The organism is Kordiimonas lipolytica, assembly GCF_001550065.1.
In genome coordinates this window covers 1-14,341 of the sequence record NZ_LRUB01000007.1, presented here as the reverse complement: position 1 = coordinate 14,341, position 14,341 = coordinate 1, and the positions used below count along the sequence as shown (strand labels likewise).

Annotated in this window: 12 protein-coding genes; 8 read left to right on the top strand and 4 right to left on the bottom strand. The window is 55.4% G+C overall.

From position 1 onward, the window contains the following. Positions 1-4: 4 nt before the first annotated feature. Positions 5-1,348: a glutamine synthetase family protein gene (locus tag KORM41_RS03835; protein ID WP_082719728.1), complete on the bottom strand. Its 1,344-nt coding sequence runs from the start codon at positions 1,346-1,348 to the stop codon at positions 5-7. A 16-nt stretch (positions 1,349-1,364) separates the two neighbouring features. Beyond that, the gene (locus KORM41_RS03830; protein ID WP_068144793.1) at positions 1,365-2,819 is read right to left on the bottom strand and encodes an NAD-dependent succinate-semialdehyde dehydrogenase; all 1,455 of its coding nucleotides are present in this window, start codon (positions 2,817-2,819) and stop codon (positions 1,365-1,367) included. A 333-nt stretch (positions 2,820-3,152) separates the two neighbouring features. Here KORM41_RS03830 and KORM41_RS03825 point away from each other — a divergent pair, with 333 nt between their 5' ends. The 8 genes from KORM41_RS03825 to KORM41_RS03790 are packed head-to-tail and all read left to right on the top strand — an operon-like array spanning position 3,153 to position 12,590. Beyond that, the gene (locus KORM41_RS03825; protein WP_231727127.1) at positions 3,153-4,442 is read left to right on the top strand and encodes an NAD(P)/FAD-dependent oxidoreductase; all 1,290 of its coding nucleotides are present in this window, start codon (positions 3,153-3,155) and stop codon (positions 4,440-4,442) included. Positions 4,443-4,475: 33 nt separating this feature from the next. Next, entirely contained in the window at positions 4,476-5,345 is an 870-nt protein-coding gene (locus KORM41_RS03820; RefSeq protein ID WP_068144788.1) for a hypothetical protein, read from the top strand. Further along, positions 5,342-6,094, top strand: coding sequence for a gamma-glutamyl-gamma-aminobutyrate hydrolase family protein (locus KORM41_RS03815; RefSeq protein WP_068144785.1), 753 nt, complete (start codon positions 5,342-5,344; stop codon positions 6,092-6,094). The genes KORM41_RS03820 and KORM41_RS03815 overlap by 4 nt, the downstream gene beginning before the upstream one ends. 41 nt (positions 6,095-6,135) lie before the next feature. Beyond that, on the top strand, positions 6,136-7,497 hold the full coding sequence (locus KORM41_RS03810) for a glutamine synthetase family protein (protein ID WP_068144783.1): 1,362 nt from the start codon (positions 6,136-6,138) through the stop codon (positions 7,495-7,497). A 3-nt stretch (positions 7,498-7,500) separates the two neighbouring features. Continuing rightward, positions 7,501-8,880 (top strand): aminotransferase, encoded by a 1,380-nt coding sequence (locus KORM41_RS03805; RefSeq protein ID WP_068144779.1) that lies wholly within the window; start codon positions 7,501-7,503, stop codon positions 8,878-8,880. Positions 8,881-8,891: 11 nt separating this feature from the next. Continuing rightward, positions 8,892-10,388, top strand: a complete 1,497-nt coding sequence (locus KORM41_RS03800; RefSeq protein ID WP_068144777.1) for an aldehyde dehydrogenase — start codon at positions 8,892-8,894, stop codon at positions 10,386-10,388. Between the two features lie 59 nt (positions 10,389-10,447). Continuing rightward, positions 10,448-11,824 carry a Na+/H+ antiporter NhaC family protein gene (locus KORM41_RS03795; protein ID WP_068144774.1) on the top strand — a complete coding sequence of 459 codons (1,377 nt, stop codon included), beginning with the start codon at positions 10,448-10,450 and terminating at the stop codon, positions 11,822-11,824. 10 nt (positions 11,825-11,834) lie between these two features. Next, on the top strand, positions 11,835-12,590 hold the full coding sequence (locus KORM41_RS03790) for a GntR family transcriptional regulator (RefSeq protein WP_068144771.1): 756 nt from the start codon (positions 11,835-11,837) through the stop codon (positions 12,588-12,590). Here KORM41_RS03790 and KORM41_RS03785 read toward each other — a convergent pair. Beyond that, positions 12,587-12,964, bottom strand: coding sequence for a nuclear transport factor 2 family protein (locus KORM41_RS03785; RefSeq protein WP_068144768.1), 378 nt, complete (start codon positions 12,962-12,964; stop codon positions 12,587-12,589). The genes KORM41_RS03790 and KORM41_RS03785 overlap by 4 nt on opposite strands. A gap of 217 nt (positions 12,965-13,181) precedes the next feature. Further along, a complete protein-coding gene (locus KORM41_RS03780; RefSeq protein ID WP_082719706.1) occupies positions 13,182-14,123 on the bottom strand; it encodes an IS110 family RNA-guided transposase in 942 nt (313 codons plus the stop codon). Positions 14,124-14,341 lie beyond the last annotated feature (218 nt).

Below are 14,341 nucleotides of genomic sequence, written 5' to 3'. Positions count from 1 at the left end.
GCCTCTAGATAATTCTCAAATACTGTTCATAATCGGCGGTGCTGATCTGACGGTGGAATTCCTCCTCCTCCGACCGGCGCACCTGCAGGTACAAATCTACGAAGTCATCGCCCAGATAGCGGCGCATGATCTTGCTTTTCTCCAGCACATCCAGCGCAATGCGCCAGCGTGGCGGCAGAACCCCGTCAAAATCTACCAGATCAAACTCGCCAAGAGGCTCTCCTGGGTCGGTTTCGTCCCGAAGTCCGTGGAAAGCACCCGCAAGGATTGCTGCCACCACCAGATGCGGGCACACATCTGCGCCGCAAACACGGTGTTCAAACCGGCGATTTGCTTCATCGGAAAGCGGCAGTCGCACGCTCAGGCGGCGGTTGTTTTCACCCCAGTTTGGCACCACCGGCGCAAACCAGTCTGGGTCGAATCTGCGGTAGCTATTGGCGTTTGGCGCAAAGAAAGCAGTTGCCTGCGGCATGGTGCGAAGAAGCCCCCCCACCGCATGCTTCAACAGTTCCTCACCATCTTCGCCCGCGAAGATATTGTTACCGTCCTCGTCCAGCACGCTTACATGCGCATGAAGGCCGTTACCAACTTCGTCAAAAATCGGCTTGGCCATGAAGCTTGCCAACAGACCGTGCTTCAGCGCCACCGCCTTAACAGCTCGCTTCAAAAGAAGCGCATCATCACAGGCCTTCTCTACATTTGACGTGTGCTGCAGGTTCACCTCGAACTGGCCATTGCCGTATTCGCAAACCAAACCAATGACATCCAGACCCTGGGCACGGCAATCATTCTCGATTTCCTGCATCAGGCCTTCGAAGTCATAATAGACGTCCATATTGTAGCAATTGGCGCCGCTTGCGGCCGCCATACCGTTCGGCGGCGACACTGGCACCGGCGGAATGGAACCCCGATCGAACAGGAAGAACTCATATTCAAGCGCAATAACCGGGCGAAGGCCCTTTTCGGCATAGCGCGCCAGCACCCGCTGCAGAACGGCACGCGGGTCCATAAAGAAAGGCGTACCGTCACTGTTCTGCATGGTGACCTGGATTTGAGCGGTCGGACGCGAAGCCCAGGGAACGCGTTTCAGCGTACCCGGCACCGGCATACAGATGCGGTCAGGGTCACTGCCGTATTCATCAAGCGTATATTCCGCATTCGAGCCGTTCGTAGTCAGGAACGTGGTGGTGATTGGAAACGGAACACCATTTTTTGCCAGTTTCTTGAGACCGGAGGCAGGCATCTGCTTGCCGCGGAAGATACCATTGATATCTGCAATCAGCACTTCCACTACTTCAATATCCGGATTGTCCTTCATGAAGGACTTTATTTCCTCACTAACTGGCATACTTACACTACTCACATTAAATTCCCGCCATGCAGAGATACTTCACTTCAACATAATCCTCGATCCCGTAGCGCGAACCTTCGCGCCCCAGGCCGGACTGTTTAACGCCGCCAAACGGCGCCACTTCTGTTGACAGGATGCCAGTATTGATACCGACCATGCCGTACTCAAGCGCCTCAGCCACCCGCCATACCCGCGACAGGTCGCGAGCATAGAAATAGGAGGCAAGGCCAAATTCCGTGTCATTGGCCTGGGCCACGACATCGGCTTCGTCATCAAATTTGAACACAGGCGCTACAGGGCCAAATGTTTCCTCGCGCGCGACTTTCATCTCGCGCGTGACGTCCCGCAGGATAGTCGGCTCAAAGAAGCTGCCGCCGAGCGCATGGCGTGAACCACCCGTCACCAGCGCAGCCCCTTTGCCGAGTGCATCCGAAATATGTTCTTCGACCTTTTCAATGGCCGCCTCGTTAATAAGCGGCCCTTGCACCACACCTTCTTCGGTGCCGTCGCCAACCTTCATGGCCGTGACTTTTTCAGCCAGCTTTTCAACAAATTCGTCATAGACACCGGCCTGCACATACAGGCGGTTGGCACACACGCAGGTCTGGCCGGAATTGCGGTATTTGGACGCCATGGCGCCCTCAACAGCGGCATCAATGTCCGCATCATCAAACACAATGAACGGTGCGTTGCCGCCAAGCTCCAGCGACACCTTCTTGATATCGTCCGCACACTGGCGCATCAGCACCCGACCAACTTCGGTGGAGCCAGTGAAGGTCAGCTTGCGCACCGTCTCGTTGGCACACATCTCACCACCAATATCGCGGGATTTCTTGCCCACAATGATATTCAACAAACCTTTTGGCAGGCCTGCGCGTTCTGCAAGCTCAGCGAGCGCAAGTGCAGACAGCGGCGTCTCCGCCGCAGGCTTCACCACAACCGGGCAGCCAACAGCTAGCGCCGGCGCAACTTTACGAGTAATCATCGCATTCGGGAAATTCCAGGGCGTAATAGCCGCCACAACGCCAATTGGCTGCTTCAGCACAATGATGCGCTTGTCGGCCTGGTGCTGCGGAATCACATCGCCGTATACGCGCTTGCCCTCTTCTGCAAACCATTCAATGAAACTGGCGCCGTAAGCGATTTCGCCACGCGCTTCCGCGAGTGACTTACCCATTTCGGCCGTCAGGATCTGCGCCAGGTCTTCCTGCGCATCCATAATGAGCTGATACCATTTTTTCAGAATACGGGAGCGCTCTGCAGCCACTCGGCCACGCCAATCTGCAAAGGCAGCCTCAGCAGCCTCGATTGCCGCGCGCGTCTCAACCGCTCCCATATTGGGAAGCGTTGCAATCACTTCACCCGTCGCCGGGTTTTTCACGTCGAATGTTTCACCACACTGCGCGTCCACCCAGGAACCGTCAATATAGCCCTTATCCTTCAATAAGGAATGATCACTCAGTTTCATTTCAAAATCCCACTTTTCTATACCCAGAGGAAGCGCCGCTGCCCGGCAACCTGAACGAATTACTCGGAACATTTTGTCCACGGTACCAGCAGCGGCAACTCTCTAGGCACGAGACAATGTGATCACAAAATGAGATTAGTGTCAACACGGCTGGGCCATTTTTACTCAATCAGCCACATTGAATCATGGCCATATCGGCTAAAAACCCCTTTATCCTGCTGTTTAAACGGGATTTTAAAAGTTCACTTGACCCATTTTCAAAAATGTGATCACTTTATTCGCAAGTTATCGGCCTAAGGGCCCAGTCACCCCTCTATGCTAACAGGTGTATTTGTGCAGCAACATACTGAACATACCGGCTCGTATTATGCCGCGACCGCTAATGATACGAAGAACCGCCCCGCCCTTGAAGGCGACATCGAAGCGGATGTCTGCATCGTTGGCGGCGGCTTTACAGGCATGGTTACAGGCCTGACGCTCGCTGAACTCGGTTATGACGTTGTGATTCTTGAGGGCGCCAAGGTTGGCTGGGGTGCCTCGGGCCGAAACGGCGGACAGATCATCAACGGCTTCAGCCGTGAAATCGAATATATTGAAAACACCGTTGGCCCAGAAGGCGCGACAGCACTTGCATCCCTGGCGCTTGAAGGCGGCAACGTGATCCGCGAGCTTGTCAGCCGTTACGGTATCAAGTGTGACCTTAAATACGGTTCCGTGCTTGCTGCATGTTCCACAAAGCAGTTGCGCGGCATGACCGAAGTGAGGGACATGTGGGCGTCACGCGGCAGGAACGGCATTGAAATTCTGAACAGCCACGCGATCCGCGATCATGTGGGTACCGATAAATATGTCGGTGGCTGGATTGATCACAAGGGCGGCCATATCCACCCCCTTAATCTGGTACAGGGCGAAGCCAAGGCTGCTGAAGGCTTGGGCACCCGCATCTTTGAACAAACACGCGTAACAGAAGTGGACCACCAGTCCGCTACTCCTGTTGTGCACACGGAAAGCGGCTCGGTCACCAGCCGATATGTCGTGCTTGCAGGTAATGCTTATCTCGGAAAAACCGTGAAACAGCTCTACCCCAAAATCCTGCCTGCCAGCACGCAAATCATTGTGACCGAGCCGCTTTCCGATAAAATGGCAAATGACATTCTGCCGACTGATATGTGCGTCGAGGATGCCAACTATGTGTTGGATTATTTTCGCCTGACAGCCGACAAGCGCCTGTTGTTTGGTGGCGGCACAGTTTATGGCGGCGAAGATGTCGCCGACGTTGAAAAAGCATTGCGCCCGAACATGGAACGCCTGTTCCCGGCGACAAAGGATTTGAAGGTGGACTTTGGCTGGCAGGGCAATATCGCACTAACTTGGTCGCGCCTGCCGCATGTTGGCCGGCTTGGCAGCGGGACGTATTTCGCCCATGGTTACAGTGGTCACGGCGTCACCAGCTCCCATATGATGGGACGTCTTGTCGCCCATGCACTGCACGGCGATGCGACACATTTCGATGTGTTTGCAAGCATGCCCGCAAGAAGCTTCCCCGGAGGACAGCTTCTTAGTGTACCGTTAAGCACCCTTGGCTGCTGGTGGTATTCGATGCGGGACAAACTCGGTATATAGAAAAGGCTTAGGTGGGAAGTGGGGAATTTATCAATGACCGCAGAGCGACGGATATTGGGGTTGAAGCCAGAAACGCTGTTTCAGGTGTTCAAATATACCATCTACACGCTCATTTTTATCAATCTCGTTTATTTCATGCGCGAAGAGTATATCGCCGCTGCCGTTCGCTTCCCTGATGGGGTTGGTATTGGCATCCTGGTCGATGCCTTCTCCCAGTCCACGGACAGTTTCGCCTGGCTGGTACTGCTGCTGACCTTCGAGCTTGAGACCTATATCATCCCCGATGAAAAGCTGAAGGGCCCTGTAAAATGGGGCCTCAATTTAGTCGCCGGCGTCTGTTATGTGCTGATTACACAGGCCCTTCTTGGGTACATAAACCATATGAATGAGGTCATGAACTTCATGCCATATGCAGCTGGAACCGCCTGTCAGGCGGTTGGCACTGTATCGTCGCTGGCGCTTGATCTTTATGAGTTTGTCGAACTGACAGCGCAAAACTGCGGCAGCATCGATTCATCCACACTCTTTTTCCACGCCGACTATAACGCGCTGACAGATAAAGAAAACCTCCTGTACCTTGAAGAACTGGCCGTTACTGACGTGATAAACGCGTCAACCTGGCTTTTGATTGTGCTTGTGCTTTGGGTGGATATCTTCCTGCAGCTTCGCGGCGAACTGACGGAAAAGCTCTATAAATGGAACGGTATCCTGAAGGCTGTTCTTTATCTGACGCTGATTGCCTGCTGTACCTATTGGGCATTCCTTGGTGATTTCATGGGCTTTTGGGACGCCTTCCTTTGGATCCTGGCCTTCTTCTTCATCGAGCTGAACCTCTTCAAATGGCATGAAGCCCATCCTGCAGATGAAGATGAAGAAGCGCATAATAAAGGAGAAGCAGCATGAAGCCGGTTGTTGCCATCGTTTGCGATACCAGCCAGCAAGGCCCGCATGTCTACCACCAGGTGGGGGACAAATACATCCAGGCCCTGGTGCGCTGCGCTGACGTCACCCCTGTGCTGATCCCGGCACTTGAAGACCCGATCGCTGCGGCAGACATCTTTGCCATCGCGGACGGTATTCTGTTCACCGGAGGCTACAGCAATATCCAGCGCCACCATTATGGTGAATCAGCAGCGCCTGACGGCGAACATGAAGACCCACGGCGCGACAAGAACACGCTTGCCCTTGTTGGCGAGGTGCTGAAGGCTGGTGTGCCCATGCTGGGCATCTGCCGCGGTTTGCAGGAACTGAATGTGGCGTTGGGTGGCACGCTTTACCCGCGCGTCCACGAGATTGAAGGCCGCATGGATCACCGGGAAGACAAGAACGCCCCAGTGGAAGTCCAGTATGGCCACGCGCACTCTGTCTCAACCACCGAAGGTGGCCTGCTGGCCCGTGTTACCGGCGAAAGCCAATTCATGGTCAACACAGTGCACGGCCAGGCAATCCGCGACCTGGCACCTGGCCTGAGCGTCGAAGCCCTGGCCGATGACGAAACAATCGAAGCCGTCTCCGTTGACGGCGCAAAAGCTTTTGCCCTGGCAGTCCAGTGGCACCCGGAATGGAAGGCCTGGGAAGATGCGCCTTCCACCAAAATCTTTAACGCGTTCGGCAATGCCGTTCGCGAGCATAAGACCAACAGAACCTTATAGAGAAGGACACGGCCCAGTAATGGGCCCTGCATAGGTGATCTATGTATGATGCAAAGCGCATCGAAGAGCTGGACAACTGGCTCAAAGCCGAAAATATCGACGATATCGAATGTATGGTGGCAGATAACGCGGGTATTGCCCGCGGTAAATCCATGCCGCGCGTCAAATTCATCGAGGGCCTCAAGTCCCGTGGTTTGAAGCTGCCAGAAACTGTGTTCGGCATGACCATCACAGGCGACTATGCCTTGAATGATCATTTGTCTGAGACCGAGCGGGATGTGATCCTGATGCCGGACCTGGACACACTGTGCATGACACCGTGGCAACCTGAACCCACTGCCGCCGTTATCTGCGATGCAGAGCTTGAAAACGGCGACCCTTGCGTGTTCTCGCCGCGCCAATTGCTGAAGCGCGTCCTCAAGCTTTATGAGGACGAAGGCTGGCAGCCAATCGTCGCTCCAGAGTTCGAGTTTTACTTGATCGATCGCCAGGAAGACGTTGAATCACTTCCGATTTCTCCGGTTGGCGCTTCAGGGCGTCGCGATGTGGGCTCCGCCCCATATTCGATCGACAGCCTGGATGAATATGCGGCCTATTTCGATGACGTGTATGACGCTTGTGAAGCTCAGCGCATTGATGTGGACGAACTGATCCACGAGGCTGGGCCAGCCCAGTTCGAGTTCAACGTGACCCATGGGCCTGCCCTTCAGGTTGCTGACCAGTCGTTCCTGTTCAAGCGCATCCTCAGGGCCATCGCCATCCGTCACAACATGTTCTGCACTTTCATGGCAAGCCCCTACCCTGACAGCTATGGCAGCGCCATGCATATCCACCAATCTGTGGTAGACATCAAGACAGGCAAGAACATCTTCGCCAATGAAGATGGCAGCCATTCCGACCTGTTCCTGAGCCACATTGCTGGCCTGCAGAAATACCTGCATGAAACCATGCCGCTGTTCGCACCATTCGTGAATAGTTATCGCCGTTTCTCCATGGCCTGGTCGGCACCAACGAACACGCACTGGAGCCGTGAGAACCGCTCAGTGGGTCTTCGTGTGCCGGGTGGCCCGAAGGAAGGTCGCCGCGTCGAAAACCGCATCGCCGGTTCTGACGCCAACCCTTATTTCGCCATCGCGACATCGCTGGCCTGTGGTTATCTGGGCATGAAAGAAGGCCTGGAGCCATCGGCGGAATTCAAAGGCTCTGCCTATGAAGCGCGCGGCAAGGCCCTGCCAAGGCACTTCCTTGAAGGCATGAAAAACATGCGCCGGAGCAAGGCCATCCGCGACATCTTCGGCGAAGGTTTTGTGGAAACCTATCTCGACGCCAAGGAAATGGAATACGACAGCTATTCATCGGTTCTGAGCCCTTGGGAAACGAAATACCTCCTACTGACGGTGTAAGTTATGACTGAATTAAGCAATCGTACCAAGTTCTGGCAAAGCCAGGACGCGGAACACCACCTGCATCCCTTCACCGCCCACCCGGGCCTGCGTGAACGCGGTGTGCGCATGATCACAGGTGCCAAGGGCGTGTATCTGGAAGACAGCGAAGGCCAGAAAATCCTGGACGGCATGGCTGGCCTTTGGTGCGCCCAGATCGGTTACGGTAATGAAGAAATGGTTCAGGCTGCAGCAGAAGCCATGCGCGGTCTGAGCTACTATAACCTCTTCTTCATGACGTCGAACCCATACGCGACCGAGCTTGCGGCCAAGATCGCCGAAAAGACGCCGGGCCATATCAATCAGGTTCTGTTCGCCTGCTCCGGCTCCGAAGCGGTTGATAGCGCATACAAGCTGGTGAAATACTATTGGAACCTGAAGGGCCAACCAAACCGGAAGCAGTTCATTGCACGTGAGCGGGCCTACCATGGCTCCACCACTGTTGCGGCATCGCTTTCAGGCCTGACGGGCATGCACCCGCAGTTCGACCTGCCGATCGAGGGCATCCACCATGTGGGCCCGACACCGCACCACTATAAGTTCGGCGGCGATCTGAGCGAAGAAGAGTTCTGCGACCAGTGCGTCCAAGCCGTTGAGGACAAAATCCTTGAGATTGGCCCTGAAAATGTGGCCGCCTTCGTTGGCGAACCAGTAATGGGCGCAGGCGGCATGATGCCGCCACCGGAAGGCTACTGGCCGCGCATTGAAGCCCTGTGCCGCAAGTATGGCATCCTCCTGTGGTGCGACGAAGTCATCACCGGCTGGGGCCGCACAGGCGAATGGTTCGGCTCCACTTACTATGGCATCCAGCCAGACATCATCACCATGGCCAAGGGCCTTTCTTCCGGCTATCAGCCGATTTCAGCTGTGGCGATGGGCGGCGACATTGCCCATGAAATCGCCAAAAGCGATGAAGAAATGGTGCATGGTTTCACCTACTCCGGCCATCCTGTGGCCTGTGCCGTGGCGCTCAAGAACATCGAGATCATGGAACGCGAGGGCCTTGTTGGCACAGACGAAGCCAAAGCCCGCATCGCATATTTCCGTGAAAAGCTGGAGACACTGTCTGACCATCCGCTTGTCGGCCAGATACGTACTGTGGGCCTCTTGGGCGGCATAGAACTGGTGAAAAACAAGGAAACCAAGGAACTGTTCCCTGATGAACTGGATGTTGGTTTCAAGTGCCGTGAACACTGTTTCAATAACGGCCTTGTCATGCGCCATGTGGGCAATTCGATGATCCTGTGCCCACCTTTGATCATCACCAATGATGAGATTGATGAATTGGTTGAAAAGGCGCGCCTTGCGCTGGACCTGACAGCCAAAGAAATCGGCGTAATGTAAGGAGTTTTACCATGACAGATAAAACACTCGGATACTGGCAGGCGAAAGCCAAGGACGCCAGGATCCACACCCAGGCCTATATCGACGGCAAGCGCGTAGACGCGGCCTCAGGCGAGACGTTCGAGACCATCAACCCTGCAACAGGCAAGGTCCTGGCCAATGTCGCTTCATGCGATATGGCAGACGTGGACATGGCTGTAGCCGCTGCCCGCAAGGCATTCAAAAGTGGCATTTGGGCGGATCTGCACCCCACAGAGCGCGGCAAAGTAATGATCCGCTGGGCGGACCTGATTGAAAAGCATGCGGATGAACTGGCGGTTCTTGAAACACTGGATATGGGCAAGCCCATCTCTGACGCGACGAGCATCGACATTCCGGCCTCTGCCAATTCGATCCGCTGGTACGGCGAAGCCGCCAACAAGGTTCTGGATGAAATCGCCCCAACCGATCCTGGCGCCCTTGCCATGATCACGCGGGAGCCAATCGGGGTCGTCGCGGCCGTGGTGCCTTGGAACTTCCCGCTTCTGATGGCCTGCTGGAAACTGGGCCCAGCGCTCGCGACCGGTAACTCAGTAGTACTGAAGCCAGCCGAACAGTCCCCCCTGACAGCGCTTCGGATCGCAGACCTTGCTGAAGAGGCTGGCATCCCGGCTGGCGTCTTCAACGTGGTGCCAGGCCTTGGCCACACCGCAGGCAAGGCGCTTGGCCTTCATATGGATGTGGACGGGTTGGCCTTCACCGGCTCGACCCAGGTTGGCAAATATTTCATGGAATATTCCGGCCAGTCGAACCTTAAGCGTATTGCGCTTGAGTGCGGTGGCAAAAGCCCGCACATAATCATGGACGATTGCCCTGATCTGGACGCTGCGGCACAAGCCGCTGCAGGCGCGATCTTCTTCAACCAGGGCGAGGTCTGCACTGCAGGCTCCCGCTTGCTCGTTGACAGGAAGATCAAGGACGAGTTCATGGCCAAGGTGCTTGAAGCCGCCAAAGGCTGGGTGCCGGGCGATCCGCTTGACCCCAAGACCAACCTGGGCGCCATCGTGGACGACAGCCAGTACAGTCGTGTCCTCAGCTATATCGAGACCGCAGGCAAGGATGGCGGCAAGCTCGCGACCGGTGGCGCGGCTGCCCGTACTGAGACCGGCGGCTACTTCATTCAGCCAACCATCTTTGACGGCGTGACGCCAGAAATGACCATCGCCAAGGAAGAGATTTTTGGCCCGGTTCTGGCTGTGATCGAGTTCGACGGCGAAGAAGAAGCCATCGAGATCGCCAACAACACCATCTATGGCCTCGCTGCCGCCGTGTGGAGCAAGGATATCAGCCGCGCTCACCGCATGGCTCGCGCCCTACAGGCCGGCACCATCTGGGTGAACTGCTGGGATCCGACCGGGGACCTGTCAATCCCGTTCGGCGGCTATAAACAAAGTGGTTTCGGGCGCGATAAATCGTTGCATGCGCTTGATAAATACACCAACCTGAAAACAACCTGGGTGCAGCTATAAGCAAACCATAGTGGGCGTAGCCAACAGGCTGCGCCCTACTTTTTTGGAGAGACGATTAAATGGAAACAGCGGCAGACCTGAGCCATCACGGCATACTCACGCTGATCCCCACACTTGTGGTTCTTGTTCTGGCAGTTACCATCAAGCGTCCGATTGAAGCGCTGATCATTGGGGCTGTCGTTGGCATCATCATGCTGAACGGTGGCGATTTCGTCACTGTCACCGCCGAAACAACCATGCGCGTACTTGCAGACGATGACCTGATCTGGGTTATCCTGGTATGCGGGGCCATGGGCAGTCTGATTGGTCTCTTCATCCGAACCGGTGCACTAGCTGCCTTTGTCGACATCGTCACCAAACGGGTCACCAGCCGTTTCACGGCCATCATGGCAACCTGGGCGCTGGGTGTGGCGCTGTTTGTCGATGACTATCTCAATTCCATTACCGCAGGCGCCGCCATGCGCAAGATCACGGACAAATACCGCGTCAGCCGCGAGATGCTGGCCTATGTGATCGACAGTACAGCCGCCCCGGTAAGCGTGCTCATCCCCCTTTCCACGTGGGGAGTGTTCTTCTCTGCTCTCCTGGTTGATACAGGGTTGGCAGCCGAAGGCGAAGGCATCTGGACCTATATTTCAGGCATTCCTTACATGCTTTATGCATGGATTGCGCTTCTGATCGTGCCGCTGGTGGCTGCGGGCAAGTTCCCGCTGATCGGCCCCATGAAAAAGGCTGAATACCGGGCGCAGGAGTTTGGTCAGTGCGTGCCGCCAGGCGCGGAACATATTCAGGCATCAAACGAATCCATTGTGGAAAAGGAAGGCGTAATCCGAAATGTGTGGCTATTCATCATGCCGCTCGCCGGGCTTGTGGGCTTCACCATCTATTATGATATGGAATTCCTGCCCGCCACCTATGCCACACTGGCGCTTCTGACGCTGGCGATAATCGGGCTCCGCATTCTGGATCACCACGACACCTTCAACACCATCATCGACGGCTTCAAAACGATGATCGAGGCACTGGCGATCATTTTCGCGGCTTATATGCTGAAGGATATCAACGACCAGCTTGGCCTCACTGACTATATCCTTGAGCTGACAACGCCCTTCATGACGGCATCAACCCTGCCGTTCATTGTGTTTGGCGTGATGGGGCTGATTGCCTTCGCGACCGGGTCCAGCTGGGGCATGTTTGTGATCGCGCTGCCGGTTATCGCCGAACTGACTCTGGCGACAGGCGCCCATGTGCCGCTCGTGATCGGGGCAACGCTTTCTGCCAGCACTTTCGGCAGCCACGCCTGCCTCTATGCGGACGCAACGGTCCTGACAGCCCAAAGCTGTGGCACCACGCCCATCCAGCACGCCCTGTCGCAATTGCCGTTTGCAGTGGTCGGTGCGCTATTATCCTTGATTGGCTTTGCCATTCTTGCGTAAGAAGGAGCCTATGAGCAAAGACGACTTCAATTTCGACTGGCTGGACCGCGTAGATAACGAAACAGCGCAGGAATGGGTTTATCGCGCGCTTCGGTTCGCTGTGATGTCCGGCCAGGTGCAGCCTGGCCGTGCCCTGACCATCCGCGGCATCGCCCAGATGCTAGATGTATCAGCCATGCCGGTTCGCGAAGCCCTAAGGCGGCTCACGAGCGAAGGCGCGCTGGAATTGAAGTCAAATCGCCGCATCACCGTGCCTGACCTGACGCCAGCCAAGCTGGCGGAATTGCTGGAGCTTCGGATCATGCTTGAAGTGCATGCGGCCGAGCGTGCGCTCCCATATGTGACAGACGAGCGGCTTGAGCTTCTCAAGGAGCTCAATGAAGAGCAGAACCAGGCGTTCGAAGGCCCGGACCCACAAGGCATCATCCTTGGCAACCAGGCCTTCCACCGGGCGCTATATCTCGCGCACCCGCACCCCGTGACCATGCCGATGATCGAGCGTGTCTGGCTGCAACTTGGGCCCCTTCACCGGCTGGCGCTCGCCAACCTTGAAAAACATTATGTGACCGACCGTCATGTCGAAATCATGAAGGCGATCGAAACCCGCAACCCGTTTGGCCTGAAGGCCGCGATTGAGGCGGATATCCGCGACGGTGCAGGCTATATGACCCAAACGGAACTTCTGGAACGCTATACCCGCGACGAGGCCGAAAACCTTGCCATGCCCGGTAAGGCATACATGCGCCAGCTTGCCAAAACCGTTTAGTCAGTCAGCTGACGCGTTCCCTGGTGGAACAGCACCTTCCAGACACCCTCTTCCATGCGCCAGATACTGCTTCTGAGCGACGCGGGTTTCTGTTTGCCCGCCACCCAGCGCGGCGGGATGCGGTAAGTCGCAAGTGCTGTGTCTGGCCCAAGCCTTGTCACTTCTAGTTCTTCAACAAAATAGCTATCCCCATCTGGCTCATCCGCCAGAAGGCCAAGGATCGTTTTCTTGTCGAAAACGCGCCCGGATGCGCCGAACTCACGAAAATCGTCAGACAAAAGCGAAGCCATCGCATACCGTGACGCCCGCACCTCCGGGTCTGCCAGCGCTTCTTCAAGAAGCTGCAATTGTCGTTTCAATTTGTCATCTGACATAAAAACCTCACTTCACGGGAGCGGCGAAATAAGTATCTGGAGATCAAAAGCCCCTGTAAAGGCGCAGGAAGGCCACAAGGGCGCCATTTCCACAGAACACTGTCGGGCTGCAATAGTCATCAAGATACGCACCCTGCCCCCTTTAAAACCGACCTCTGCCTGCCGAACCGAGCCTGAAGGCACAGAACCCGCGCCAAAATACAAAAAAGCAGCGGTGTTATGTGTCAAGCGCGGCTGCATAGTGATCCCTCATTTTTGCGTTTGCGCGAATGAGGATTTTTCTAGTGACTGCAATGAGAGCGACTTTACCGGGCTTCCCGTTTTCCCTGAGGCGTTGATAGAAAGCTTTCATTTCCGGATCGAAGCGAATGGCGGGGAGTGTCGCCACATATAAAGCATCGCGCACATGTTTCCGTCCTCCTGTAATTGTCCGCCTGCCGCGCATTAGACCACTATCCCGGTTGATTGGGGCTAGACCAACGAGCTTGGCGATTTGTCCTTTGTCGAGATGACCCAGTTCCGGCAGGCCTGCCAGCAGGAAGCAGGCGGTCCGCAATCCAATGCCCTTTATTGAAGTCAACACTTTGGCCCTGGCCTTGAGTGCTGCATCCTGTTCCAGGCATTCCTCCATCGCTTCCACAACGGCTTGACGCTGTTCCAGCAGGAAATTCAGAGCCTCTTCGATCCAGTCTCTTGCCTTGTTCAGCAGCTTTTCCCGGCGGTTCTTTTCCTGGACAATCATGTGGGACAGCTGTTTGTATCGGACTACGAGGTCTGAGAGTTCCTGCTGCTGTTCAGAAGGTTGTTCAAGAAGGCGTGTTTCCATGCGCCTGCCATAGTCGGCTAGCACAAAGGCATCCACCTTGTCGGTTTTGGCCAATTGCCCACTGGCCCGGGCAAACTGACGGATATATCGGGCATTAACTTTGGCAACCGGCAACCCGGCTGCAAGCAAGGCATCTGTGACCATGCGTTCATAGCCACCTGTAGGCTCCAGGATCAGCCGTTCAATGTCTTCCCTGTCAGCAACCCACGAAAGGAATTTGGCAATGCCGGATGTATTATTGGTAAATGTGTCTGCTTCGCCTTCTGGCAGCAGGCAAACGTCAAAGGATGATTTTGATATGTCGATCCCAATGGATCGCGTGGTATAAGTCATTGGCTTTGTCTTTCTTATACACGAGCGTAAAAGCTCACTCAGCGGTTCGACGAAGCCTCTGTGGTGCGGAAGGGTTATGCTTTTTTACGACCGTAAAAGGTCTTGCCCCGAGTGGGCTCAACCACATTCCGCACCTTGAACAGGGGGTGGCCACCCCCTGTTCAAAATCAAAGAGGCACGAAGATCATAACAAATCTTCGTGCCTCTCAATGTATAAG

Bases quoted from the DNA above. Each gene is read 5' to 3' on its own strand.
- KORM41_RS03780 (WP_082719706.1), bottom strand. From the start codon at position 14,123: ATGACTTATACCACGCGATCCATTGGGATCGACATATCAAAATCATCC.
- KORM41_RS03835 (WP_082719728.1), bottom strand. From the start codon at position 1,348: ATGCCAGTTAGTGAGGAAATAAAGTCCTTCATGAAGGACAATCCGGAT.
- KORM41_RS03800 (WP_068144777.1), top strand. From the start codon at position 8,892: ATGACAGATAAAACACTCGGATACTGGCAGGCGAAAGCCAAGGACGCC.
- KORM41_RS03815 (WP_068144785.1), top strand. From the start codon at position 5,342: ATGAAGCCGGTTGTTGCCATCGTTTGCGATACCAGCCAGCAAGGCCCG.
- KORM41_RS03795 (WP_068144774.1), top strand. From the start codon at position 10,448: ATGGAAACAGCGGCAGACCTGAGCCATCACGGCATACTCACGCTGATC.
- KORM41_RS03810 (WP_068144783.1), top strand. From the start codon at position 6,136: ATGTATGATGCAAAGCGCATCGAAGAGCTGGACAACTGGCTCAAAGCC.
- KORM41_RS03830 (WP_068144793.1), bottom strand. From the start codon at position 2,819: ATGAAACTGAGTGATCATTCCTTATTGAAGGATAAGGGCTATATTGAC.
- KORM41_RS03805 (WP_068144779.1), top strand. From the start codon at position 7,501: ATGACTGAATTAAGCAATCGTACCAAGTTCTGGCAAAGCCAGGACGCG.
- KORM41_RS03820 (WP_068144788.1), top strand. From the start codon at position 4,476: ATGACCGCAGAGCGACGGATATTGGGGTTGAAGCCAGAAACGCTGTTT.
- KORM41_RS03785 (WP_068144768.1), bottom strand. From the start codon at position 12,964: ATGTCAGATGACAAATTGAAACGACAATTGCAGCTTCTTGAAGAAGCG.
- KORM41_RS03790 (WP_068144771.1), top strand. From the start codon at position 11,835: ATGAGCAAAGACGACTTCAATTTCGACTGGCTGGACCGCGTAGATAAC.